The organism is Xanthomonas floridensis (assembly GCF_001642575.1).
Classification (GTDB): domain Bacteria; phylum Pseudomonadota; class Gammaproteobacteria; order Xanthomonadales; family Xanthomonadaceae; genus Xanthomonas; species Xanthomonas floridensis.
Genome location: NZ_LXNG01000013.1, coordinates 89,737 through 113,181, shown reverse-complemented (window position 1 = coordinate 113,181; position 23,445 = coordinate 89,737). Strand labels below are relative to the sequence as shown.

The 23,445-nt window shown below is 65.9% G+C and carries 22 protein-coding genes; 9 read left to right on the top strand and 13 right to left on the bottom strand.

Going from position 1 to position 23,445, the window contains the following annotated elements:
• Positions 1-200 precede the first annotated feature (200 nt).
• Complete coding sequence (locus tag A7D17_RS09230) at positions 201-1,793, top strand: calcineurin-like phosphoesterase C-terminal domain-containing protein (RefSeq protein WP_064508796.1); 1,593 nt, start codon at positions 201-203, stop codon at positions 1,791-1,793.
• Between the two features lie 350 nt (positions 1,794-2,143).
• On the opposite strand, the gene A7D17_RS09225 is transcribed toward A7D17_RS09230, so the two are convergent.
• The 6 genes from A7D17_RS09225 to A7D17_RS09200 all read right to left on the bottom strand — a co-directional run bounded on the left by A7D17_RS09225 (position 2,144) and on the right by A7D17_RS09200 (position 9,326).
• Positions 2,144-3,187 (bottom strand): C13 family peptidase, encoded by a 1,044-nt coding sequence (locus A7D17_RS09225; RefSeq protein WP_064508795.1) that lies wholly within the window; start codon positions 3,185-3,187, stop codon positions 2,144-2,146.
• A gap of 517 nt (positions 3,188-3,704) precedes the next feature.
• A complete protein-coding gene (gene mtnC, locus A7D17_RS09220) occupies positions 3,705-4,403 on the bottom strand; it encodes an acireductone synthase (RefSeq protein WP_064508794.1) in 699 nt (232 codons plus the stop codon).
• A gap of 2 nt (positions 4,404-4,405) precedes the next feature.
• Positions 4,406-4,972 carry a 1,2-dihydroxy-3-keto-5-methylthiopentene dioxygenase gene (locus tag A7D17_RS09215; RefSeq protein WP_064508793.1) on the bottom strand — a complete coding sequence of 189 codons (567 nt, stop codon included), beginning with the start codon at positions 4,970-4,972 and terminating at the stop codon, positions 4,406-4,408.
• Between the two features lie 34 nt (positions 4,973-5,006).
• Positions 5,007-5,660, bottom strand: a complete 654-nt coding sequence (locus A7D17_RS09210; protein ID WP_064508792.1) for a methylthioribulose 1-phosphate dehydratase — start codon at positions 5,658-5,660, stop codon at positions 5,007-5,009.
• A gap of 689 nt (positions 5,661-6,349) precedes the next feature.
• Positions 6,350-7,780 carry an amino acid permease gene (locus A7D17_RS09205; protein WP_064508791.1) on the bottom strand — a complete coding sequence of 477 codons (1,431 nt, stop codon included), beginning with the start codon at positions 7,778-7,780 and terminating at the stop codon, positions 6,350-6,352.
• A gap of 73 nt (positions 7,781-7,853) precedes the next feature.
• Positions 7,854-9,326 carry an amino acid permease gene (locus A7D17_RS09200; protein ID WP_064508790.1) on the bottom strand — a complete coding sequence of 491 codons (1,473 nt, stop codon included), beginning with the start codon at positions 9,324-9,326 and terminating at the stop codon, positions 7,854-7,856.
• Between the two features lie 141 nt (positions 9,327-9,467).
• Here A7D17_RS09200 and A7D17_RS09195 point away from each other — a divergent pair, with 141 nt between their 5' ends.
• Entirely contained in the window at positions 9,468-10,052 is a 585-nt protein-coding gene (locus A7D17_RS09195; RefSeq protein WP_064508789.1) for an NUDIX hydrolase, read from the top strand.
• A 309-nt stretch (positions 10,053-10,361) separates the two neighbouring features.
• Here the strand turns inward: A7D17_RS09195 and serA are convergent, their stop codons facing one another.
• The gene (gene serA, locus A7D17_RS09190) at positions 10,362-11,603 is read right to left on the bottom strand and encodes a phosphoglycerate dehydrogenase (protein ID WP_064508788.1); all 1,242 of its coding nucleotides are present in this window, start codon (positions 11,601-11,603) and stop codon (positions 10,362-10,364) included.
• Between the two features lie 209 nt (positions 11,604-11,812).
• Between serA and A7D17_RS09185 the strand changes: the two genes are divergently transcribed.
• From A7D17_RS09185 to A7D17_RS09175, 3 genes are read left to right on the top strand one after another with little or no spacing between them, the layout of a single operon-like run.
• Entirely contained in the window at positions 11,813-13,231 is a 1,419-nt protein-coding gene (locus A7D17_RS09185) for an FAD-binding oxidoreductase (RefSeq protein ID WP_064508787.1), read from the top strand.
• A 34-nt stretch (positions 13,232-13,265) separates the two neighbouring features.
• On the top strand, positions 13,266-13,559 hold the full coding sequence (locus A7D17_RS09180) for a DUF2388 domain-containing protein (RefSeq protein WP_064508786.1): 294 nt from the start codon (positions 13,266-13,268) through the stop codon (positions 13,557-13,559).
• The gene (locus A7D17_RS09175) at positions 13,556-15,430 is read left to right on the top strand and encodes a DUF7844 domain-containing protein (RefSeq protein ID WP_064508785.1); all 1,875 of its coding nucleotides are present in this window, start codon (positions 13,556-13,558) and stop codon (positions 15,428-15,430) included. The genes A7D17_RS09180 and A7D17_RS09175 overlap by 4 nt, the downstream gene beginning before the upstream one ends.
• Positions 15,431-15,880: 450 nt before the next feature.
• Here A7D17_RS09175 and A7D17_RS09170 read toward each other — a convergent pair whose 3' ends face one another.
• The 6 genes from A7D17_RS09170 to A7D17_RS09145 form a co-directional block, all read right to left on the bottom strand.
• Complete coding sequence (locus tag A7D17_RS09170) at positions 15,881-16,267, bottom strand: hypothetical protein (RefSeq protein WP_064508784.1); 387 nt, start codon at positions 16,265-16,267, stop codon at positions 15,881-15,883.
• A complete protein-coding gene (gene yeiP, locus A7D17_RS09165) occupies positions 16,267-16,833 on the bottom strand; it encodes an elongation factor P-like protein YeiP (RefSeq protein ID WP_064508783.1) in 567 nt (188 codons plus the stop codon). Before yeiP ends, A7D17_RS09170 begins: the two co-directional genes overlap by 1 nt.
• A gap of 100 nt (positions 16,834-16,933) precedes the next feature.
• Positions 16,934-17,704, bottom strand: coding sequence for an SDR family NAD(P)-dependent oxidoreductase (locus A7D17_RS09160; protein WP_064508782.1), 771 nt, complete (start codon positions 17,702-17,704; stop codon positions 16,934-16,936).
• Positions 17,705-17,829: 125 nt separating this feature from the next.
• Positions 17,830-18,726, bottom strand: coding sequence for a hydroxymethylglutaryl-CoA lyase (locus A7D17_RS09155; RefSeq protein WP_064508781.1), 897 nt, complete (start codon positions 18,724-18,726; stop codon positions 17,830-17,832).
• Between the two features lie 109 nt (positions 18,727-18,835).
• The gene (locus A7D17_RS09150) at positions 18,836-19,225 is read right to left on the bottom strand and encodes a VOC family protein (protein WP_064508780.1); all 390 of its coding nucleotides are present in this window, start codon (positions 19,223-19,225) and stop codon (positions 18,836-18,838) included.
• Entirely contained in the window at positions 19,222-20,019 is a 798-nt protein-coding gene (locus A7D17_RS09145) for an enoyl-CoA hydratase-related protein (RefSeq protein WP_064508779.1), read from the bottom strand. The genes A7D17_RS09150 and A7D17_RS09145 overlap by 4 nt, the downstream gene beginning before the upstream one ends.
• A 114-nt stretch (positions 20,020-20,133) precedes the next feature.
• Here A7D17_RS09145 and A7D17_RS09140 point away from each other — a divergent pair, with 114 nt between their 5' ends.
• From A7D17_RS09140 to A7D17_RS09125, 4 genes are read left to right on the top strand one after another with little or no spacing between them, the layout of a single operon-like run.
• Complete coding sequence (locus A7D17_RS09140; protein WP_064508778.1) at positions 20,134-20,382, top strand: FeoA family protein; 249 nt, start codon at positions 20,134-20,136, stop codon at positions 20,380-20,382.
• Positions 20,379-22,238 (top strand): ferrous iron transporter B, encoded by a 1,860-nt coding sequence (feoB, locus tag A7D17_RS09135; RefSeq protein WP_064508777.1) that lies wholly within the window; start codon positions 20,379-20,381, stop codon positions 22,236-22,238. Before A7D17_RS09140 ends, feoB begins: the two co-directional genes overlap by 4 nt.
• Position 22,239: 1 nt before the next feature.
• Positions 22,240-22,494, top strand: coding sequence for a DUF6587 family protein (locus tag A7D17_RS09130; protein ID WP_064508776.1), 255 nt, complete (start codon positions 22,240-22,242; stop codon positions 22,492-22,494).
• 60 nt (positions 22,495-22,554) lie between these two features.
• Positions 22,555-23,055 (top strand): hypothetical protein, encoded by a 501-nt coding sequence (locus A7D17_RS09125; RefSeq protein WP_064508775.1) that lies wholly within the window; start codon positions 22,555-22,557, stop codon positions 23,053-23,055.
• Positions 23,056-23,445 lie beyond the last annotated feature (390 nt).

The following is a 23,445-nucleotide window of genomic DNA, read 5'->3' as shown; positions in this document are numbered from 1 at the left end:
CATGCAGCGCACCCCGTAGGAGCGCGCCCGAGCGCGACAGGCTTTACCGATACACCCTCAGCACGCGCAGGCGCACTCCTGCGCAACCGGGCCCCGACACACCGCGTTGCACATAGCGGAAGGCTGCAATCGCCAGCCCGGCATTGCGGTAAGCCGACCCAGCCCCGCTACAATTGCCGCTGGTCATCGCAGGAACTTCCATGCCGCTTCGTCTCGCCCTCCTGGCCCTAGGCCTGCTCGCAGGCAGTGCGCATGCGCGCGATGTCGTTGTCGAAGGCGTGGTATTCGAAGAGCGCGATGGCGCGCCGGGGCGGGGCCGTGATGAGCCCGGGCTTGCCGATGTGATCGTCTCCAATGGCCAGCAGCTGGTGCGCACCGATGCGCAGGGGCACTACCGGCTGCCGGTGCGCGAGGGGCAGACGGTCTTTGTGATCAAGCCGGGCGACCGCAACTTCGTTCCCAATGCCGATGGCCTGCCCGGGTTCTGGCGCCACTACGCGCCCAAAGGCTCGGGCTCGCCCACGCGCAAGTATCGCGGCATTGCCGCCACCGGCAGCAGCACCCGCAACTGGAATTTCGCGCTGACGCCGCGCGTCGCCGCGCAAGACGGTGGCTTTGAGATGCTGGTCTTTGCCGACAGCCAGACCGCCACGCTCACCGACGTGGACTATTACCGCCGCGATATCGTTGCGCCCATCGTTGGCAAGATACCGGCACGGCTGGGAACCACACTCGGCGATATCGTCAGCGACGATTTGAGCCTGTATCCGGCGTTGAATGCCGTCACTACCCAGCTCGGGGTGCCCTGGTTCCATGTGCCGGGCAACCACGACCTCAATGTCGACGCCGGCGACGATCTGCATTCACTGGATAGCTGGCGCGCCGTCTACGGCCCGGACACCTATGCGGTGGAACAGGCCAATGCCAGCTTCGTGTTTCTGGACGATGTGATCTACATGCCGGGCAGCGAGCCGGACTATGTCGGCGGCCTGCGCGAGGACCAGTTCGTATTCCTGCAGGCCTATCTGGCGCAGTTGCCGCGCGAGCGGCTGGTGGTGCTGGGCATGCACATCCCGTTGTTCGATGCCGCACCCGGGCAGGAGACCTTCCGGCATGCGGATCGTCGCCGGCTGTTCGCCTTGCTCAAGGAGTTTCCGCATGTGCTGGTGCTGAGCGCGCACAGCCACACGCAACGGCAGGTGGAACACGGCGCCGACGAGGGCTGGGCCGGTGCGCAGCCGCTGCACGAGTACAACGTGGGTGCCGCCTGCGGTGCGTTCTGGTCGGGCGTGAAGGATGCCGACGGCATTCCCGATACGACCATGAGCGACGGCACGCCCAATGGCTATGCCGTGCTGAAGGTCGCGCCCGGTGGCGACTACACGCTGGCTTACCACGCGGCGCGGGCGGCCGACGATGCACAACTGGCGTTGCATGCACCCAAGGTGTTGCGGCAGGGCGCGTATCCGGCCTGGGGCGTCTACGCCAATGTGTTCATGGGCCAGGACAACACCACGGTGGAGATGCGTATCGACAACGGCGCGTGGCAGCCCATGAAGCGGCAGGAGCGCCCGGACCCGCGCCTGCTGGCCGAGAACGTGCGCGACGATGCCGCTGACGCGTTGCGCGGTTACGACCGCTCGCCCGAGGCCACGCCGTCCACCCATCTATGGCGCGGTGCGTTGCCCACCAAGCTCGCGGCGGGGGAGCACACCGTCGAGGTCCGCGCGAGCCTGCCGACCGGTCAGTACAGTGCGCGCACCGTGTATCGCCTGCAGCGTGCCGACCCTTGAGCGTGGCTAGCCAAACGTAGCGAGCACTCGTCAGGTGCAGATGCAAGCCGCGCTCAGATCCGGAGTGTCACAGGGGTTCATGCCGATTCCGCGCCCCGGCCGCGCTGCCTGGCGGCTGCGTAGCCGTTGTTGCCAGCTGCTTTGAACGGAGCGGGCCGCATCGCGTAATGCTCAAAACGCAGGGGATGCCCGAAACGCAAACGCCTCCACGAGGGAGGCGTTTTGAGGATCCGGGCTGGCAGGCGATGGCGCGCTGGCGGGATCGGTGCTGGCTGGCGTGATGCTGGCTGGCCCGGCGAGTGTAGCGAGGCCGCGTACGCGCTGACGAAATGAGAATTAGTCTCAGCGTGTCACGGTGGGTGCGTGGCAGATGAGCGGGCGCCGGGCGCTGCAGTCTTGGGTGCGGTTGGCCTGTCGGCGCCAGATTCGGGTTCGGATTCGGGAGCCCCGTCGCGGCTGTCGTCCGGATCGGCATCGGCCGCGTTCTCGACCGGCGGATAGGGATACGCGACCGCCGGCCCCGGCGTCAGCCCCGCCCGCCAGCGGGCCAACACCGGCGCCATGCGCTTGCCGAGCGATTGCTGCGGCAACGAGGGAAGCTCGCCGTCCTGCGTTTCCCGCGCCGTGATCGCTGCCTTGGCCATGGTAAAGGCCGCCAGCGGATCGTCGGTCTGGTTCATCGCATCGATCAGCCAGGCCTGGCCAAAATAGGTGGCGTTGGAGGTATTGCCGCAGCCAAACGAGGGGCGGTCGGCGCGCGCCGCGGTCAGGATCAGCGTGTCCGGCGAGCGCAGTGCAGGGATGAAGCCGCCGGAATAGCAGGCCGACAACACGATGATGCGGTGGTCGATCCCGGCATCGTCCAGGGCCTTGCGTAAATCCTGCGGGCTGATGAAGTCTTCTTCGTTCTCGTCCACCTGCACATACAGGGCGTGGTCTTCGGTGCCGTGGGTGGTGACGAACAACAACAGCGCGTCTTCCTTGCGATCCATGCGTTTGCCGACCGCAGCGAGCGTGTCGTAGAGATTGTCGTAGGTCGCCAGTGGCGCGTACGGTTGCTCGCCCAGATTGTCGGGGTTGTTGACCAGGGTGACCACGCGGCCGCGCGCATCGAAGCGTTGCTCGAACAACTGCTTGAGGTAGAGCGTTTCGTTGCGGAATACATCGTCGCTGGCATCGCCGGCAAATCCGACCACGTAGAGATCGGTCACACCAGGGCGCTGCGGCTGCAACGCAGACAGCGCCTTGATCAGTGCGGCCTGATCGACCGGGTCGGCCTCGGCGGTTTGTTGTGCGGCCGGTGCCGGCAAGGCTGCGCCTGCATCCGGGTGGCATCCGGCCAGCAGCACGGCCATGACCAGCAGCACCAGCATGCGGCGGATTACAGCTGGCATTGGCGAGGTGGGGTGGGGCGATAGGAACAACACCGATGCCTCTCGAAGACGGATGGACGCAGAATCTGGAGAGTGCGCGCGGTCGGCGTGGTCAACAGCATTCTGCGGTACGACGACAACAACGTAGGCGGCGGTTGTCCGCCTGTATGCGCAGGGCGCATGCGGTGCCGTCCAGCAATCTTCCTGCTTCCTGCTCCTTGCCTGCTTGGCCGCGGCGTGAGGACATCTTGCGGGCAGTCATCGATCACCGGTCCAGCTTGTCTGGCAGGCGACCCGCATTGATCGCAAGGCAGCGTCGCTGCAGCGATGGCGTGACCTCCACACACGGCAGACACAGATCAATGGCGGCAGCGCTCCGCAATCCGCAGTGGCGATGCAGGCTGCGCATCACTCTTGCACAAACACCGCGCCTGCCGGGACCGACCTCAGGAAAACCCGCAAAACCTCGGACAATGGGCCCGGCTGCACATCCGGCTGCGGTGCGCGCAGCCGGGTGTGCTCCATTACCAGGCGGTGTTCAGAACACCAGCTGCGAAAAACTCTCCACGCGCTGGTGGCTGCCGATGTCGTCTGCAGAACGCGGCGTGGGGTAGTCCTCGCGGCGATCCAGCAGGGCGGTCCGCATGCCGGTACGCTTGGCCGCATCCAGCTCCTCGATCACGTCCGACAGGAACAGGATCTCGGTGGCAGGTACGCCGATGCGTTCGGCGATGCGGCGGTAGCTGGCGGCCTCGCGCTTGGGGCCGACTTCGGTATCGAACCAGTCGGTGACCAGCCCGCTCAGATCGCCCGCATCGCTATGGGCGAAGAACAACTTCTGCGCCGGCACCGAGCCGGACGAATACACATACAGCGGGATACCCTGCGCATGCCAGGCCTGCAGCTGGATCGCCGCATCGGCATAGATGTGCGCGGTGAAGTCGGCGGTCTTGTAACCATCGCCCCAGATCAGCCCTTGCAGGGCCTTGAGCGCGGTGTGCTTGCGGTCCTCGTCGATCCAGGTCTGCAGCGTGGTGATCAAAACCTCGTCCGGCACGTCCTCGCCGATCTCGTCGGCCACCTGATTGAGCCAGTGACGCACCTGCGGGTGATTGCCGTGCTCGCGCACATAGGCGGGCATGGCACGACGTGCATACGGAAACAGCACGTCCTTGACGAACGAGATGCTGCTGGTCGTACCTTCGATATCGGTGAGGATCGCTTGCGGTCGTGTCATCGTCAGCTGGCCTTGTGAGGTTTCTCGGGGGCGTAGCGGGGGAATTGTTTGGCGATTTCGGTACCGGTGAAGTGGCCGACCCAGCCATCCGGCTCGGTGAAGAAGCGGATCGCCACAAAATGCGGTTCCGGCCCCATGTCGAACCAGTGCAGGGTACTGTCGGGCACGGCAATCAGGTCGTCCTTGACGCACTCGATCTCGTAGACCTTGTCCTGCACGTGCAGGGTAAACAGGCCCGAGCCGGCGACAAAGAAGCGTACTTCGTCTTCCTTGTGGAAGTGCTCATCCAGGAACTTGGCGCGCATTTCCTCGCGCTTGGGGTTGTCAGGGGCGATGCTGACCACGTCCACGGTCTTGAAGCCGCGCTCGGCGCTGATGCGGTCGATGTCGGCGCGGTAGGCGTCCATCACCTGCTCGGGCGTGGCGCCGGGTTCGACCGGCTGGCTGGCGTGCCAGCGCTCGAAGGTCACGCCGATCTTCTTCAGCTCGGTTGCAATCGCATCGCCGTCGCGGCTGTCGAAGTCCGGGGTGGTGGGGTTGGTGTCGGCGAAGATACGCAGTCGGCTCATGGCGGTCTGGCTCACGAAGGGGGACGGGCAGAACTTAGCGCGGGCCGCGCAATTTCAGCAGTTCGAGTTCGCAGTGCAGCAGGAATTCGAATGCCTCCAGATGGCGGCGTGCCTCGGCCATGTTGCGGCCCCAGGCGTACAGGCCGTGTCCTTCGATGAGATACCCCCACATGCTCTGTTTGTCCAGCAAGGCCTCCACTTGCGCGGCGAGCACCTGCATGTCCTGGGTGTTAGCGAACACCGGCACGTCCACCGCGGTTTCGTGGGTGGTATTGCCTTCGAAGGCCTTGAGCAGTTCGTAGCCTTCCAGGCGGATCACGCCGCTGCCTGCATACAGGCGGGACGCAATCGTCTGTACCGGCGAGTGGGTATGCAGCACGCAACCGATCTCCGGAAACCGGCGATACAGCTGGGTGTGCAGCAAGGTTTCGGCAGACGGGCGCAGCGGGCGGCCAACCGCCTGGCCATCGAAGTCCACCACCATGATGTCTTCTTCGACCAGGCGGCCCTTGTCGCGTCCGGAGACGGTGATCGCAGCGTGCTGCTCGTCCAGGCGATGGGAAAAATTGCTGCTGGTGGCGGGCGTCCAGCCGGCCTGGGCCAGCTCGCGGATATTGCCGATCAGCAACTGCGCCAACTCGTGCAGACGGGCGGCGCTATAAGGCAGGGGGGCAGTGGTCGCATTCATGCACCTATTCTACTGCCCCGCTGGATTACGGTCAGGTGCAGCGTAGCAGGGTGTGTTCCTGCCACGCTCGGATCACGCGTGGCTGACAGAATGTGGCGAGCGCGCGTCCGGCAGCGAGCGCGGTGGTGTTGCAAGCCGTCTCTGGTTGGGTGCAGTTGGAAGCCAAAGTCAAATGCTGAGTGGGTCGGGGGCGCGGCGCTCTCACCGCTTGCTGGACATGCCGTGAATCCGTCAATGGGGGCTCGGTGGAGGCATCCATGCCGCCAACGGTCCCGCAATCGGCGAGGACACCGAGTCAGACTGCTGGTCGGTGGCTTGCTGAAAAGCATGTTCGTTGATCGGCTGGCGTTAGGCAGGCGCGCCTGTCGGAACAGCAGGGCACCGAGCCTGCTGTTACCCAGTACACCGACCATCTTGAGTGGTCCTTGCCCGCCCATCTTCGTGGGACCTTACGCGGCATGGATGCCGCATAAGAGCCTCCATGGATGGATTCACGGCGTATCCCGAGACGGTGGGCGGGCAAGGGCCCTGCATTCAAGCGACAGATCAGCACTTCAAGCAAACGGGCAGATCAGCACTCTCAAGCCAAGCGCCAGATCAGCCGCTCTGCAACGAAGATCGGGGTCATCTGCACTACCATGCGCCAATGCGCGATCTTTGCGTCAGCCACGGATGGCTCGTGCGTTTGCTCAGCGACCGTCGCGCAGGCGGCTGTGGCGATAGCCGTAGCCGAAATAGACCACCAGCCCGACCAGCGTCCACACCCCCATCAGCATCCAGTTGTGCAGGGTCATTGCCGACAGCAAGGCAAGGCAGCTCAGCACACCGGCGATGCAGATCGGCCAGGCGAACGGAATGCGGAACGGACGCGGCAGTTCCGGATGGGTGTAACGCAGGATCATCACGCCGGCGCAGACGGCGGCGAAGGCGATCAGCGTGCCCATCGAGGTCAGCTCGCCCAGCACATCCAGCGGGAAGACGGCGGCCAGGAGTGCGATGCCCACACCGGTGATGACGGTATTGATATGCGGCGTGCGGTACTTGGGGTGGATGCGGGTGAAGATCGATGGCAGCAGACCGTCGCGGGCGATGATCATGAAGATGCGCGGCTGGCCGATGATCATCACCAGCACTACCGACGACAACCCGATCAACGCGCCCACTTCCACCACCACGCGCAGCCAGGCCAGCTGCGGATGCGCGGCCACCGCCGTCACCACCGGCTCGTCGGTGCCCAGCAGGGTGTAGGGGACCAGGCCCGTCATCACCGCGGCCATGGCGATGTACAGCACGGTACAGATCACCAGCGACAGCATCATGCCGATCGGCAGATCGCGCTGCGGCCGGTGCGATTCCTGCGCCGCCACCGAGACCGCCTCGAAGCCGATGTAGGCGAAGAACACCATCGCCGCGCCACGCAGCACGCCTTCCATGCCGTACTTGCCCGGTGCTTCGTTGGCGGGGATGAAGGGATGCCAGTTGGCCGGGTCCACATACTTCCAGCCGGCCGCAATGACCAGGATGATCAGCCCGGTCTTGAGGATCACCATCGCCATGTTCATCGCCGACGACTTGCGGATGCCGACATAGCACAGCCAGGTCAGCAACAACACGATGCCGGCGGCGGGCAGGTTGGCGATTGCACCGGTACGCTGCAGCTTGCCGTCCAGCGGCGCACTGACCAGGGCGGCAGGGAGATGGATGTTGAAGTGTTCCAGCAGACTGAGGAAATAGCCGGTCCAGCTGACCGCCACCGCCGAGGCCGACACGCCGTATTCCAGCACCAGCATCCAGCCGATGAACCAGGCCGCCAGTTCGCCGAAGGTGGCGTAGGTATAGGTATAGGCGCTGCCGGACACCGGCACCATCGCGGCGAACTCGGCGTAGGCCATCGCGCAGAACGCGCAGCAGATCGCCGCGAGCACGAACGACAGCACGATCGCCGGGCCGGCATGGTCGGCCGCGGCTTGGCCGGTAATCACGAAGATGCCGCCGCCGATCACCGCGCCGATGCCCAGGGCGGTCAGCCCCCAGGGGCCAAGCGCGCGTTGCAGGCCCAGCCCGTCGGCCGCCTCATGGCTGGCGTGCGGGTGTTTGGTGGCCCAGAGTTGTTTGAGCATGAAGCGGTTCCGGCTTGGCGCTGCGCGCGATCGTTGAACGAGAAGACCGGCGCGAACGCCGGTCTTGAGAGGGTCAGGCCTTGCGGGCCAGACGGCTATGGTGGATGCCGTAGCCGAAATAAATGCACAGGCCGATCACGGTCCAGCCCACGAACACCTTCCAGTGTTCCTGGAAGGCCTGGAAGAACAGGAACAGGCAGGCCAGTGCGCCCAGCGGGCAGATCACCATCGCCAACGGTACCCGGAACGGGCGCGGCAGCTCGGGCTTGGTGAAGCGCAGCACCATGACGCCGGCGCAGACGGTGGCGAAGGCGAGCAGGGTGCCCATCGACACCAGTTCGCCCAGCACGTTCAGCGGGATGACTCCGGCCAGCAGCGCCGCGACCACACCGACGAAGATGGTGCCGACGTAGGGTGTGTGGAACTTCGGGTGCACCTTGCCGAACAGCTTGGGCATCAACCCGTCCTTGGCCATGGTGTAGAAGATGCGCGGCTGCGCCATCAACATCACCAGCACCACCGAGGACAGGCCGGCGATCGCGCCGATCTCCACCGCGGTCTTGAGCCAGCTCAGTTGCGGGTGCGCTTCCAGCGCGGTCGCCACCGGCTTGGCGGTGCCCAGCTGGGTGTAGGGCAGCAGCCCGGTCAGCACTGCGCAGACGATGATGTAGATCACCGTGCAGATCGCCAGCGACACCAGGATGCCGATCGGCATGTTCTTCTGCGGATCCTTGGTTTCGCCGGCCGAGGTTGAAACCGCGTCGAACCCGATATACGAGAAGAACACGATGGACGCCGCGCGGAACACCCCGTCCCAGCCGAACTGGCCCGGGCCGGTGTTTTCCGGGATGAAGGGGTGCCAGTTGGCCGGGTCGATATAGGCGATGCCGAAGCCGACGAACAGGCAGATCACCACCACCTTGATCGCCACCACGATCGCATTGGCGAACGCCGATTGGGTGACGCCGACATAGCACAGCATGCTCACTGCAGCGACGATCAGCACCGCCGGCAGGTTGATGATGTTGCCGGAGCTGACGAAGCCGTGTCCGTCCCAGGCCAGTGGCGCGCCTGCCAGTTCTGCCGGGAACGGCAGCCCGAGCGTGCCGGTCAGGAAGCTGATCAGGTAGGCGGACCAACCGACCGCGACGCTGGAGCCGGCAAACAGATATTCCAGCACCAGGCACCAGCCGATGAACCAGGCGATGCCTTCGCCGAGCGTGGCGTATGAATACGAATAGGCGCTGCCGGAGACCGGCATCATCGCGGCGAATTCGGCGTAGCACAGGCCGGCGAAGGCGCAGGCGATGCCGGCAAAGACGAAGGACAGCATCACCGCCGGGCCGGCATGGTTGGCCGCGGCCTGGCCGGTCAGCACGAAAATGCCGGCGCCGATCACTGCGCCGATGCCCAGCATGATCAGATGCTTGGCGGTGAGGGTCCGTTGCAGCGTGGCTTCGCCCTGCAGGCTGCCTTCCACCGGTTCGCCCGCATCCACATGTCCAGCGGGCTCGATCGGTTTGACCCTCAACAGAGACTTCAGCATTCGGTACATCCCTAAGTGGCAAAGCCAAGGCGCTGGCGCCTGGGCGAAGGTGTGCGCCGCGTCCCGAAGGGACAGGCAAGCGGCCTACCTTGCCAAAGCTACACGCTCACGACAAGCGCGTACGCAGCATGAATGGCGATAATGGCCGCCTGGCCCACGGGCGACCGAGAACAACAGATGGTGGATGCAACCCTGCGGCAGCAACTGGCTGCCTACCGCACGCGCTGGCCGGACGAGGCCGACGTGGCCGACCAGTTCGTGCAGCTGCTGGACGATGCCACCGATCCATTCGTGCGCGAGCGTGTCGAAGGTCATTTCACCGGCTCGGCCTGGGTCGTCAGCGCCGACGGCAGCCGCACGCTGCTGACCCATCACCGCAAGTTGCAGCGCTGGCTGCAACTGGGCGGGCACGCCGATGGCGACCGCGACTTGGCGCAGGTTGGGCTCCGCGAAGCGGAAGAAGAATCCGGTTTGCCTGGCCTGAGGCTGGCGGATGCAGACCTATTCGATCTGGACCGTCACTGGATCCCGGCACGCGGCGAGGTGGCAGGCCACTGGCACTACGATGCGCGCTATGTGGTGGTGGCCGGCGCTGACGAAGACTTCCAGGTCAGCGAGGAATCGCTGGCCCTAGCCTGGCGCCTGATCGTCGAGCTACTTGCAGAACCGGAGCTGGATCTGTCGCTGCGGCGCATGGCCGAGAAGTGGATGGCCCGAGGCGTGTGATGGGTGTTGAGGGTATGCGCCCTCATCCGCCCTGCGGGCACCTTCTCCCGCAAGCGGGAGAAGGGAGCAAGCGGGAGATCGACGACCTGCATTTTTCTCTTCCCGCAAGCGGGAGGCCGAAGACCTGCATTTTCTCCTCCCGCAAGCGGGAGATCGACGACCTGCATTTTTCTCCTGCCGCAAGCGGGAGATCGACGACCTGCATTTTCTCCTCCCGCAAGCGGGAGGCCGATGACCTGCACTGTCTTCTCCCGCTTGCGGGAGAAGGTGGCGCAAAGCGCCGGATGAGGGCGCTCGTGCAACAACAGATCAATACAAGACCCGAGTCCGCAAGGTGCCTTCGATCAACGCCAGGCCTTCCTTCAACGCGGTGGCCTGCGCCTCGCTGGCGCTGACATCGATTACCACGTAGCCGACCTTGGCGTCGGTACGCAGGAACTGGCCGTCGATGTTGACGTTGTGGCGCGAGAACAGCTCGTTGATCTTGGACAGCACGCCCGGCACGTTGCGGTGGATGTGCAGCAGTCGCAGGCTGTCGGGGTGCTCCGGCAGCGTCACTTCGGGGAAATTCACTGCCGACAAGGTGCTGCCGTTATCGCTGTAGCGCACCAGCTTGGCGGCGACCTCGATGCCGATATTGTCCTGCGCTTCCAGCGTGCTGCCGCCCACGTGCGGGGTCAGGATCACGTTGTCGTGTGCGGTCAATGGCGATTCGAACGCATCGCCATTGCCCTTGGGCTCGATCGGAAACACGTCCACCGCCGCGCCGCCGATCTGGCCGGAGCTGAGCGCCGCATCCAGCGCGTCGATGTCGATGACGGTGCCGCGCGAGGCGTTGATCAGGTGCGCGCCAGGCTTCATGCGGGCGATTTCGGTCGCGCCGATCATGTCCTTGGTCGACGGGGTTTCCGGCACGTGCAAGGTGACCACGTCCGAACGCGCCAGCAGGTCGTCCAGGTCGATGGCCGCACGTGCATTACCCAGCGACAACTTGGTTTCGATGTCGTGGAAGATCACCTGCATCCCTAACGATTCGGCCAGCACCCCGACCTGGGTGCCGATATGCCCGTAGCCGACGATGCCCAGCACCTTGCCGCGCGTTTCGTGGCTGCCGGCGGCTGACTTGGACCAGCCGCCGCGATGGCATTCGGCGTTTTTCTGCGGAATGCCACGCAGCAGCAGGATCGCCTCGGCGATCACCAGCTCGGCTACGCTGCGGGTATTGGAGTAGGGCGCGTTGAACACCGGAATGCCGGCCAGCTCCGCCGCCTCCAGGTCCACCTGATTGGTGCCGATGCAGAAGCAGCCCACCGCGATCAGGCGCTTGGCGTGCGCCAGCACCTCGGCGCTCAGCTGCGTGCGCGAGCGGATGCCAACGATATGCGCGTCGGCGATGCGGGCGATCAACTCGTCTTCCGGCAACGACTTGGCGTGCAATTCGATCTGCGAGTAACCGGCGGCGCGGAACACATCCACCGCGGTCGGGCTGATGCCTTCCAGCAACAGTACGCGGATGTCCTGCTTGGGAAACGAGGTCTTCTTCGGCGACATGGGGGAACGCAATGCAGCAATCGGGTCGGCAACTATGCCAGATGGGGTGCGCGATTGGGTGCTCGCAACGCACTATTCGCAGTCCTAAAGCCCTTGTGCCGCAACGGTTTCAGCTGAATCCAACGAGCCGATGGCGGCTGGCGGTGTAACTGGACGAGGCCGGCGCACGCTGGCACGCTGTGCGGTTCCTATCTGCAGCGCCGCGTGCCATGACCGATCCCCGCATTCTTTCGTTGCAACAGGCCGTGCCGGCACTGCGTCTGAAGACCGAGCCGGCCGACCTGGAACATTACGGCCGCGACTGGACGCGTCGCTGGACGCCCAATCCGCTGGCCATCGCGCTGCCCGGGTCGGTGGAGGAGGTGCAGGCCGTGATGCGCTGGGCCAACGCGCAAGCTGTGGCGGTGGTGCCCTCGGGCGGCCGCACCGGCTTGTCCGGTGGTGCGGTGGCGGCCAATGGCGAGCTGGTGCTCAGCCTGGAGCGCCTGAACAAGCCGCTGGACTTCAATGCGGTGGATCGCACGCTCACCGTGCAGGCGGGCATGCCGCTGGAGGCGGTGCACAACGCTGCACGCGAGCAGGGCCTGATCTATCCGGTGGATTTCGCCGCACGTGGTTCGTGCTCGATCGGCGGCAACATCGCCACCAATGCCGGCGGGATTCGCGTGATCCGTTATGGCAACACCCGCGAATGGATTGCTGGGCTGAAAGTGGTCACCGGCGGCGGCGAGCTGCTGGAGCTCAACAACGCATTGGTGAAAAATTCCAGCGGCTACGACTTCCGGCACCTGATGATCGGCTCCGAAGGCACGCTGGGCATTGTGGTCGAGGCGACGTTGCGGCTGACCGATCCGCCGCCGCCCAGCAATGTGATGCTGCTGGCGCTGCCCTCGTTCGATGTGCTGATGCAGGTGTTTGCCGCCTTCCGAGCGCAGCTGCGCCTGGAGGCCTTCGAATTCTTCACCGACCGCGCACTGGAACACGTGTTGGCGCATGGCGCGCAGGCGCCCTTTGCCGAGGTGCATCCGTACTACGTGGTCACCGAATTCGCCGCCGGCGATGAGGCGCAGGAAGCGGCCGCGATGGCGGCGTTCGAGACCTGCATGGAGCAGGGTTGGGTCAGCGACGGCGTGATCAGCCAGAGCGATGCGCAGGCCGCGCAGCTGTGGCGCCTGCGCGAAGGCATCACCGAGGCGCTGGCGCGCTATACGCCATACAAGAACGACGTGTCGGTGCGCATCTCGGCGATGCCGGCGTTCCTGGCCGAAACCCAGGCCTTGCTGCACGCGGCGTACCCGCATTTCGATGTGGTGTGGTTCGGCCATATCGGCGATGGCAACCTGCACATCAATGTGCTCAAGCCCGATGCCACCAGCCAGGCCGAGTTCGTGGCGGCCTGCGATCAGGTCACCAAGCTGCTGGCGCAGGCGCTGCAGCGCTTCGGCGGCAGCATTTCGGCCGAGCACGGCATCGGCTTGGTCAAGAAGCCATATTTGTGGAGCACGCGTTCCGGCGCGGAGATCGCATTGATGCGTGGCGTCAAACATGTGCTTGACCCCCATCTTTTGCTGAATCCCGGCAAGCTGTTCGAGATGGACGACGCGCCCGGCAGTGCGCACGCCGGTTAGTCTTTCGGAACCTTCACATGGAAACGGCGCGCCGATGATTCGCTCACTTGTGTTTTGTGCACTGACCTTGCTGCCGCTGGCGGCGTTCGCTTCCAGCCTGGCCGGCACGTCGGCCGGCGCTTCGTCGGCCGGGTCGTCCAACAGCAGCAGCTCCGGCGATGACAAGGTGGTGGCCGATGCCCGCGAGGATGCCGCCGGCTTCGTCGCCAGCAATGGCGCCATCCGGGGCGCACGTCTGGAAGCGGCGCTGCTGCAGCTGCGCACGCGCAGCGATGCAGCGCGCCTGGCCAGCGACCTGGAACTGGCGCAGTCCATCCTGGCGCAGTGAGTCCACGCCGACGCTGCGGTTGGTGGTTGGCCGCGGCAATCGCTGCGGCCGCACAGCTTGAAGCCTCCGCCGCGCCGGCCTCGCAGGTCAACATCGTGTCGTCGGTATCGGAACCGGCCGACCGCGCGGCCAGCGACGCGCTGGTACAGCAGGTGGTGTGGCGCCTGTCGCCGCGTTGGGCCGAGCGTTTGAAGGCGCCGATCACCTTGCAGTGGCGAGACGATTTGCCGGCCCGGGTGCATGGCCGTGCCATCGGTCAGCGCATTCTGCTCGACCGCGCCTTGTTGCAGGCATGGCGCGCGCAGCCGGACACTGCGCGCAGTGATGTCACAGCACCGCCCACGCGCGCCGCCATGGCGGCGTTGGTGCACGAGTTGGCGCATGTCCTCGACCGCAGCAGTGGCAGCGCCTTGTCGCGCGATCCGCGGTTGCGCGACTTGGCCGGCTGGCAGGTGCGGCCCTGGCGCATCGGACGTGGCGTCAACCGTTTCAGCGACCGCAGCCCTGACGACTATGAGCGACGCAGCCCGGCCGAGTTTGTCGCGGTCAATCTGGAACATTTCGTACTGGACCCGGACTACGCCTGCCGGCGGCCGGCACTGGCGGCGTGGTTGTCGCAGCAGCTGGGCCCGCCCCAGGCTGCCGCGGCGTGTACGCCGGCGCTGCCGTATCTGCAGGCCGACAACGATGCCGGTGCGATGTCTTTGCTGACGCTGGACCCGGCGCGCGTCTATGCGGTGGACTACCTGCTTGCCGAGGGCAACGAACAGCCGATGAGCCGCTGGGGCCACAGCATGTTGCGGCTGGTGATCTGCGCGCCCGGCCGTGCGCCCGGGCCGGCGTGCCGGCTGGACCTGCAGTACCACCGCGTGCTGTCGTTCCGTGCCTTCGTTGGCGATGTGCAGATTTCCAGCTGGCGTGGGCTCACCGGCTCGTATCCCTCGCGCCTGTTCGTGCTGCCGTTGAACCAGGTGGTGGACGAATACACCAAGGTGGAATTGCGCGCCCTGTCGTCGGTGCCGTTGGCGTTGACACCGGTGGAGATCGCTGCGCTGCTCGCGCGTGCGGCGCAGGTGCATTGGAGTTACGACGGGCGCTATTACTTCATCAGCAACAACTGTGCGGTGGAGACCTACAAACTGTTGCATGACGGCGTGCCGCGTCTGGCCGCCGCCCGCCTGTCGTCGATCACTCCGCGCGGCGTGCGCCAGCGCCTGCAACGCGCGGGCATTGCCGACATGGCCGTGCTGGACGATCGCGCGCAGGCCACGCGTCAGGGCTATTACTTCGAATCGGCGGCCACGCATTACCAGGCCATGTTCGATGTGCTCCGGCGTGGCCTGCCGGTGCCGCAGACCAGCGTGGCGCAGTGGCTGGATGCGGCGCCGCAAACGCGCGCGCAGTGGTTCGATCGCGGCGGCCTGCGCGAAACCGCAGCGGCCTTGTTGCTGGAACAGGCCGCGTTGCGACGCCAGGAGTTACTGGCGCGCGATGCGCTCAAACGCCTGCTGCAAGCGGGCGTAGTGGGGCGCGAAACAATGCAGGGGCAGCTGCAGTCGCTGTTTGTGCGCGAAGCGCAACTCAGTCATCCCGCGATCCTGTTGGGGAGCACTGGATACGGCTTGCCGCAGGCAGACGAGCAGCAGCAACTGAGCGCGCGCGTGGCGCAGGACAGCGATGTGCTGGTCGGTGGCTGGAAGCAGCTGCAGCTCCTGGGCCGCCAGCACTTGCCGGCCAGCCTGCGCAGTGGATTGGAGCAGGGTGAGGCGAATGTGGCGCAGTTGCGCACGCGCCTGCGTGTGCTTGCGCGCGGTGATGCGGCCGCCGACAACGTGCAGCCGGACATGCGCCTGCCTCTGCAGGTGCAATAGCGATCGGGCGGCGCGAAGGGCGCGCAGTAGGAGCCTCTCTCCCGCCGGGGTGAGGAAGCAGTCTTGCGCGCCACTGGCGCGCCTGCGATGCAAGCGCGGCAGGGGCGCGGAGCGGGGGATCGTGCGTGAAGCCGTCGGCGATTTACCTCTGACGACGCGTGGCGACGCGTTTATCATCGCGGCCACTGACAGTTCTCTGCGGCGCCCCTCATCGGGCGCTACGCTCCACCTTCTCCTCTATAAAGGGGGTGAAGGGAGAAGAGATACACCGCGCGCACCTCAGCACGTGCTACGAACCCCTCTCCCGTGGGGAGGAGGTTGGGGTGAGGGTATGGGGCGAGGCTATCGTGTAGGTCCAATTGCACGAGGCTTCGCGCTTACGTTCATCCGGCCCTAGGCGCCACCTTCTCCGCATAAGGGAAACAGTGTCCCGAGGGGTGAAGGGATACCTTAGTCCGCTGGTTGCAGTTCCGCTTGCACCGCGTACTGGCGCAGCCATTGGCTGATGTGCGCATCGTTGCGGTACTGCTGCATCAGCTTGGCCAGACGTGCCGGTGCCGGTGTGCAGAACTGCGCAACTGCCACTTCGATCTCGTGGCGGCGATCAGCGTCGTAGGGTTCTTCGCCAGCGAAATGCACGCAGGTGTCGTAGTCGTCCACCAGCGCACGCACGTCGTCGGGCATGCCGCACAGGCCGGCCGGGTGCTGCAGCCATTCTTCCTCCACCTTGGGGTCGGTGCAGGTTGCCGCAGCCGGCGCCGACGCGGGCGTCGGTACCGGTTTGGCGGTGCAGGCAGCCAGCAGCCCCAGCGACAGGGCTGCGAGCAGGGGCCGCATCAGTCGGCGCGACCGGCGAATTCGCCGGTGGTGGTGTTGACCAGCACGCGTTCGCCGTTGCTGATGTACTCGGGCACCATGATTTCCATGCCGGTACTGAGCTTGGCCGGCTTCGGGCGCTTGGTGGCGGTGCCCCCCTTGAGTTCGGGCGGGGTTTCCACCACTTCCAGCGTCACCGTCTGCGGCAGTTGCACCGCCACCGGCTGGTCGTCGATCACCTGCACGTAGATGCCGGCCAGGCCATCGGTGATGTAGCCGGCATCGTTGCCGATCACATCCGCATCCAGCGTGTAGGGAGTGAAGTCTTCGTCGTCCATGAACACGAACGCCTCGCCATCCTTGTACGAGAACGTGGACTGACGGCGCAGCAGCTCGACGTCCGGCAGATTGTCGTCGGCATCGAAGCTGGCATCCAGCTTGGCGCCGCCGGGCACGCTATACATGATGAAGCGGAAGCGCACGTTGCCACCGCGCCCTTGCGGCGAGCTGCGCTCGATGTCGCGGATCTGGTAAATGCCGCCGTTGTATTCGACGACGTTGCCTTTCTTGATGTCGTTGGCTTTCATGGGAATCGGGAATTGAGAATGGGAAATTGGAAACGCCGTGACCGGGGTAGTGGAAGCAGGGTGCCGTTGCGATTCCCTATTCCCGTCTCCCGATTCCCGGCTACTTGGGTGCCAACCGCACGCCGCCGTCCAGGCGGATCACTTCGCCGTTGAGATAGCGATTGCGCAGGATGAAGGCGACGGTGTCGGCGTATTCGTCGGGTTGGCCCAGGCGAGAAGGGAACGGGATTGCCGCGGACAGCGATTGCTGTACCGCTTCGGGCATGCCGTCGACCATCGGGGTCCAGAATACGCCGGGGGCAATCGTCATCACGCGGATGCCGAAACGCGCCAGCTCGCGTGCCATCGGCAGGGTCATGCCGACCACGCCGCCCTTGCTGGCGGCATACGCGGCCTGGCCGATCTGGCCCTCATAGGCGGCCACCGATGCGGTGTGGATGATGACCCCGCGCTCGCCATCGTCGCCGGCGGTGTTGTGCTGCATGACATCGGCCGCAGCCTTGGCGACATTGAAGCTGCCGACCAGGTTGACCAGCACGGTGGTGCGGAAGGTCGCCAGCGGCATCGGCGCCTCCTTGCCCAGCACGCGGCCAGCGCCCAGGATGCCGGCGCAGTTCACCACAAGATTCAGTCCGCCCAATGCCTGCGCGGCCTGCGCGATATTGGCCGACACCTGCGCCTCATCGGTGACATCGGTGGCAAAGTAATGCGCGTTGCCGGCACCGAGCGATGCAAGCGCCGCATCGGCCTTGTCGGCATTGACGTCGAACAGCGCGACCTTGCCGCCGTCGGCAACGATGCGCTGCGCCACGGCCAGGCCCAACCCGGAGACGCCACCGGTGATCACGGCAAGGACAGATGTTGGCTGCATGGTGGGTTCCCCTGAAGAAGCGCTGCGGGCCGACGCAGGTCGGCTCGCGAGCGGGTTGGCGCGCGGCCGGCAATTCTAGCCGAAGCCCTGGCGCGATCGTGGTGGTGGTAACGGCCTTGCGACCCTCAGCCAGCCGCAGCCAGTGCCTTGCCGGTCTTGCTGCCGGTGTCGCGGCCGAGCAGTTGCGCCAGCCAGCGGCCGGTGCGGGCCAGGGCGGGCAGGTCGATGCCGGTGGACATACCCAGGCCATGCAGCAGGTACACCACGTCTTCGCTGGCGACGTTGCCGCTGGCGCCCTTGGCGTACGGGCAACCGCCGGCACCGGAGACGGCGGCATCGACCACGCGCACGCCTTGCTCAAGGCAGGCGGCGATATTGGCCAGCGCCTGGCCATAGGTATCGTGGAAATGCACGGCCAGTGCCTGCATCGGCACCTGCTGCGCGACCGCGGCCAGCATCTGCTGCGCCTTGCGTGGCGTGCCGACCCCGATGGTGTCGCCCAGCGAGATCTCATAGCAGCCCAGTGCGTACAGCCGTTGCGCGACATCCACCACGTCGGCTACCGGCACCTCGCCCTGGTAGGGGCAGCCGAGTACGGTGGAGACATAGCCGCGCACGCGCACGCCATCGATGGCGGCCTGCTCCAGGATCGGGCGGAACCGCTCGATCGATTCGTCGATGCCGGCGTTGGTGTTGGTGCGGTTGAACGTCTCCGACGCGGCCGTGAAGACTGCCACCTCGCGCGCGCCGGCGGCCTGCGCACGGGTATAGCCCTGCAGGTTCGGCACCAGCACCGGGTAGGCGATGCCCGGCAGCTGGGTGATACCGGCGAACACGTCGGCGGCGTCGGCCAGTTGCGGCACCCAGCGTGGGCTGACGAAGCTGGTGGCTTCGATGGTGCGCAGGCCGGTGGCCGACAATTGATCGATCAGCGCGATCTTGTCGGCGGTGGCGATCGGTTGCGCCTCGTTCTGCAGTCCATCGCGTGGGCCCACTTCGACGATGCGGACGAAGTCGCTCATGCGCCCACGTCCGCACATGCATGACCGGATGCGGCCGACACAGCAGCCTTGTTATGTGCGCCCACTTCGGCGCAAGGAGATGACGGGATCAAGGACATCGGAACGGTGCTCATGCTGCGCGGTGACAGACCGCTTCGAGGTTGTTGCCATCGGGGTCGAGCACGAAGGCGCTGTAGTAGTGCGGGTGGTAATGCGGGCGCAGGCCGGGGGCGCCGTGATTGCGGCCGCCGGCGGCGAGCGCAGCCTGATGAAAGGCCTCCACGCTGGCGCGGTCGGTCGCCGTCAGCGCCAGATGCATAGCGCCGGAGGCTTGCGCCTCGGCACCCAGCCACAGGAATGGCCGTTCGATGCCGAAACCGGCGTGCGCGCGGCCGCCAGTGTCGGCAGCGGTCAGTTCGGCCAGCAGCGTGATGCCCAGCGGCGCCAGCGCCACGCGATAGAACGCCACACTGGTCTGCAGGTCGCTGCAGGCCATGCCCACGTGGTCGATCGCGCTCACGCCACGCTCTCCGGCACCCAGGCGGGAGCGCGCTTGTCCAGGAACGCCCCGAGGCCTTCCTGGCCCTCGGGCGACACGCGCAGACGGGCGATCCAGGCCGCGTTGGCGGCATCGATGGCATCGCGGTCGGCGGGCGGCATGACCGAGCGTACCAAGGCCTTGGCGTGGCTGGCGGCCAGCGGCGCGGCGGCCAACAGCAGGCGAACCTGGCGTTCCACCGCGGCATCCAATTGATCGGCCGCCACCAGCTGGTGCAGCAAGCCCAGCAACTGCGCCGTGCCGGCATCGAAGATTTCGGCGGTGGCGAACCAGCGCCGCGCCTGGCGCGCACCGATGGCGGCAATGACATAGGGCGAGATCACCGCCGGCAACAGCCCCAGCTTGCTTTCGGTCAGGCCGAAGCGCGCCTCGGTGCAGCCGATGGCGATATCGCAACAGGCCACCAGGCCCACGCCACCACCGAAGGCCGCGCCATTGACCCGCGCGATGGTGGGCTTGGGCAGTTCATCCAGCGTGCGCATCAGTCGCGCCAGTGCCAGTGCATCGGCGGCATTCTCCGTTTCGCTGGCGCCGGCCATGCCACGCATCCAGTTCAGGTCCGCGCCCGCGGAAAACGCAGCGCCGGCACCGGTCACCACTACCACGCGGATCTGCGGCGCGCTGCCAGCCTGCAGCAAGGCCTCGGTGAGCGCCGCGATCAGCGTCGCATCGAAGGCGTTGTGCACCGTGGGGCGGTGCAGGCGCAAGGTGCGGACCGGTCCCTGGTCCTCGACGATCAAGCCGGTGTCCTGCATTGCGTACGTCCATGAATGGGATGCGAACCATCATAGCGGGACGGGTCGCCGCAGCCATGACGCGGTGCGTCGATGCTAGAATTGAGAACCATTCCTATCAATCAGGCCGTCTTTGTGACGTTGTCCGACATGCCCCTGCATTGCGCCGCCATCGTGGATTCCGTGGAGGATCGCCTCCCCAACGACACGATCGCACGGCGCCTGCGCGAGCTCGGTTTTGTCGCGGGCGAGGAGGTCACCGTGCTGGCGACCGGGCCGGTGGGCCGCGAGCCGCTGCTGGTGCAGGTGGGCTATACGCGCTTTGCCCTGCGCCGCAGCGAGGCGGCACGGGTGCAGGTGCGACGGGACGGAGCATCGGCATGAACGCGGCAGTGGTTCCCTTGCGTCTGGCGTTGGTGGGCAATCCCAACAGTGGCAAGACCGCGCTGTTCAATCAGCTGACCGGCAGCCGCCAGAAGGTGGCCAACTACACCGGCGTCACCGTCGAGCGCAAGGAAGGCCACTTCCGCGCGCCGTCCGGACGCGATTTCGCGGTGCTGGATCTGCCCGGTGCCTACAGCCTGCAGCCGGCCAGCCTGGACGAGGCGATCACCCGCGACCTGTGCCGCGGCTTCTATCCCGGCGAACCGGCACCGGACGTGCTGGTGTGCGTGATGGATGCGACCAATCTGCGCCTGCACCTGCGCTTTGCGCTGGAGCTGCGCGAACTGGGTCGGCCGATGATCGTGGCATTGAACATGGTCGATGCTGCGCAGCGACGCGGCATCGTCATCGACCTGCCGGCGCTGGAGCAGGCGCTGGGCGTGCCGGTGGTGGAAACCGTGGCGGTGCGTCGCGGCGGCGCCAGGGCCCTGGTGGAACGGCTCGACACGCAGGCGGCCAGCCTGGCCGCGCCGACGGCTGCGCCCCTGGCCGATGGCAACTACCACGCGCAGGTGCGGCAGATCCTGAGTGCGGCAGTGACCATGCCCACGCGCACCTCGCGGGTGGACGACGCGCTGGACCGCTGGCTGCTGCACCCGATCTTGGGCTTGGTGACGCTGGCGGTGGTGATGTTCCTGATCTTCCAGGCGGTATACGCCTGGGCCACCCCGGTGATGGACCTGATCGATGCCGGTACCGCGATGCTGGGCGAGTGGGTAGGCACCACCTTGCCGGAAGGGCCGCTCAACAGCCTGCTCAAGGACGGCATCATCGCCGGCCTGGGCGGGGTGATCGTGTTCTTGCCGCAGATCCTGATCCTGTTCGCCTTCATCCTGGCATTGGAAGAATCCGGCTACCTGCCGCGCGCGGCGTTCCTGCTCGATCGCATGATGGCGGCGGCCGGGTTGTCCGGGCGCTCGTTCATTCCGTTGCTGTCGAGTTTTGCGTGTGCGGTGCCGGGCATCATGTCCACCCGCAGCATCCAGGACCCGCGCGACCGGCTCGCCACCATCATGGTTGCGCCGCTGATGACGTGCTCGGCGCGCTTGCCGGTGTATGCGCTGCTGATCGGCGCCTTCATTCCGCAAAAAACGGTGTGGGGCATCTTCAACCAGCAGGGGCTGGTGTTGTTCGGGCTGTATGCCGCGGCCATCGTCAGTGCACTGCTGGTGTCGTGGACGATGAAGAAGTGGCGCCGCGACAAGAGCGAGCACCCGCTGATGCTGGAGCTGCCGTCCTACCGCGTGCCGCACCTGCGCGATCTGGCGCTGGGATTGTGGGAGCGCGCCTGGATCTTCCTCAAGCGCGTGGGCGGCATCATCCTGGCGCTGACCATCCTGTTGTGGTTCCTGTTGTCGTTCCCGGCGGCGCCGGCCAATGCCACCTTGCCGGCAATCGACTACAGCTTTGCCGGCCGCATCGGCCATGCGATGGCGGTGTTCTTCGCACCGCTGGGCTTCAACTGGCAGATCTGCATTGCACTGATTCCCGGCCTGGCTGCGCGCGAAGTGGCGGTGGCCTCGCTGGCCACGGTGTACGCGCTGTCGGCCGCCGATGACGATGCTGCAGCGCAGGCCCTGTCGCCGCTGATCAGCGATGGCTGGTCGCTGGCCACCGCGCTGTCGCTGCTGGTCTGGTACATCTACGCGCCGATGTGCATCTCCACGCTGGCCACGATCAAGCGCGAAACCAATTCGTGGAAGCAGATGACCATCAGCGCGGTGTACCTGTTCGCGCTGGCCTACCTGGCCTCGCTGGTGACCTACCAGCTGGCAGTCGCGCTCGGGGCTGGCTGAGATGGACCTGTCGCTCACCCTGCAATACCTGGTCATCGCGGTCGCGGTGCTGCTCAGCCTGTGGGTGGTGATGAAGAAGCAGTTTCCCGGCATCTTGCGCCGCCTGCGCGGGTCGCTTGCGCTCGCTCTGCTGCGCGCCGGCCGGCCGGCCTGGATGCACGGACTCGGCCGCCGCATCGCACCGCCGGCCACGCAGGGCGGCGCGTCCTGCGGCGGTTGCGACAGTTGCGGCCCGACGCCGTCACGCAAGCACTGACGCACGCAACCTCGGCTACACTTGCGCGGCCGCAGGACGCGGCATGACAGGGGGATGGGAATGCGTTTGCTGGTGTTGCTGGCGATCCTGGCCGCGGTGGCCGGGCTGTACAACTACGGCGGTAACTCGCTGGACGAAAAACAGGTGCGCGATTTCTACGCCGCCCAGGACAAGGCGATGATGGGGCAGGATGGCGAGGCCCTGTGCAAGATGACGGCGCCGGAATTCGAAATGGTGGTCCTGTACCGCATGGATTCCCACCAGAAGCGCGAGACCACCAACCGCGCCAAATACTGCAAATCCAACGGCGAATGGGCGCAGGTGCTGAGCCAGATGCGGCATGTGGCGGAGCCGGAAGAACTAATCGACTACAAGCAGACGATCACCAAGATCGAGATTGCGCCCGACGAGCAGTCGGCGATGGTGGAAACGCGCGCCACGCTCGGCCTGCCGGGCATGCGCATGACCTTCCGCTCGCGTGACAAGCTGATTCGCAAACGCTGGAAAACGTTGATTACGCGCAGCGAGGGCACCGCCTGGGTCGGGCCGGCTTACCAATAGCCGGGTGCCCGCACTAGCGGCGGGGCTTCGGATCGTCGGCGTGGATCCAGGCCTGCCGCTGCGGGTTTGGCGCTGGAAGCGCGATGCCGCCTGCAGATGCGGCGGATGGCGTATTTTCGATTGATTGAATGCGCGCTGCCGCGCGATGGCGACCGCAGGCATCGGTAGTGGCTGCGCTTGCTGGCCGACTCGCGATGTGCGTAGCGGGAGCCGGCTGCCTGAGCTCCCAAGGTCTGCGCCGTGATCCTGCCCGCCGATGTTGTCTGGTTGCCTGGATGCGTCAGTGGCTGGGTTCCCAGGAAAGCTCGCCGCGCAGTGCGCTCCCATGCCGGCTGATCTGTTGAGGCGGCGCTGGGCGCTGACGCTGTCTATTGCACTGGCGCATGGCGA

Bases quoted from the DNA above. Each gene is read 5' to 3' on its own strand.
- A7D17_RS09160 (WP_064508782.1), bottom strand. From the start codon at position 17,704: ATGCAGCCAACATCTGTCCTTGCCGTGATCACCGGTGGCGTCTCCGGG.
- A7D17_RS09145 (WP_064508779.1), bottom strand. From the start codon at position 20,019: ATGCAGGACACCGGCTTGATCGTCGAGGACCAGGGACCGGTCCGCACC.
- A7D17_RS09180 (WP_064508786.1), top strand. From the start codon at position 13,266: ATGATTCGCTCACTTGTGTTTTGTGCACTGACCTTGCTGCCGCTGGCG.
- A7D17_RS09230 (WP_064508796.1), top strand. From the start codon at position 201: ATGCCGCTTCGTCTCGCCCTCCTGGCCCTAGGCCTGCTCGCAGGCAGT.
- yeiP (WP_064508783.1), bottom strand. From the start codon at position 16,833: ATGAAAGCCAACGACATCAAGAAAGGCAACGTCGTCGAATACAACGGC.
- A7D17_RS09195 (WP_064508789.1), top strand. From the start codon at position 9,468: ATGGCCGCCTGGCCCACGGGCGACCGAGAACAACAGATGGTGGATGCA.
- feoB (WP_064508777.1), top strand. From the start codon at position 20,379: ATGAACGCGGCAGTGGTTCCCTTGCGTCTGGCGTTGGTGGGCAATCCC.
- A7D17_RS09210 (WP_064508792.1), bottom strand. From the start codon at position 5,660: ATGAATGCGACCACTGCCCCCCTGCCTTATAGCGCCGCCCGTCTGCAC.
- serA (WP_064508788.1), bottom strand. From the start codon at position 11,603: ATGTCGCCGAAGAAGACCTCGTTTCCCAAGCAGGACATCCGCGTACTG.
- A7D17_RS09155 (WP_064508781.1), bottom strand. From the start codon at position 18,726: ATGAGCGACTTCGTCCGCATCGTCGAAGTGGGCCCACGCGATGGACTG.
- A7D17_RS09130 (WP_064508776.1), top strand. From the start codon at position 22,240: ATGGACCTGTCGCTCACCCTGCAATACCTGGTCATCGCGGTCGCGGTG.
- A7D17_RS09225 (WP_064508795.1), bottom strand. From the start codon at position 3,187: ATGCCAGCTGTAATCCGCCGCATGCTGGTGCTGCTGGTCATGGCCGTG.
- A7D17_RS09185 (WP_064508787.1), top strand. From the start codon at position 11,813: ATGACCGATCCCCGCATTCTTTCGTTGCAACAGGCCGTGCCGGCACTG.
- A7D17_RS09170 (WP_064508784.1), bottom strand. From the start codon at position 16,267: ATGCGGCCCCTGCTCGCAGCCCTGTCGCTGGGGCTGCTGGCTGCCTGC.
- mtnC (WP_064508794.1), bottom strand. From the start codon at position 4,403: ATGACACGACCGCAAGCGATCCTCACCGATATCGAAGGTACGACCAGC.
- A7D17_RS09125 (WP_064508775.1), top strand. From the start codon at position 22,555: ATGCGTTTGCTGGTGTTGCTGGCGATCCTGGCCGCGGTGGCCGGGCTG.
- A7D17_RS09200 (WP_064508790.1), bottom strand. From the start codon at position 9,326: ATGCTGAAGTCTCTGTTGAGGGTCAAACCGATCGAGCCCGCTGGACAT.
- A7D17_RS09215 (WP_064508793.1), bottom strand. From the start codon at position 4,972: ATGAGCCGACTGCGTATCTTCGCCGACACCAACCCCACCACCCCGGAC.
- A7D17_RS09205 (WP_064508791.1), bottom strand. From the start codon at position 7,780: ATGCTCAAACAACTCTGGGCCACCAAACACCCGCACGCCAGCCATGAG.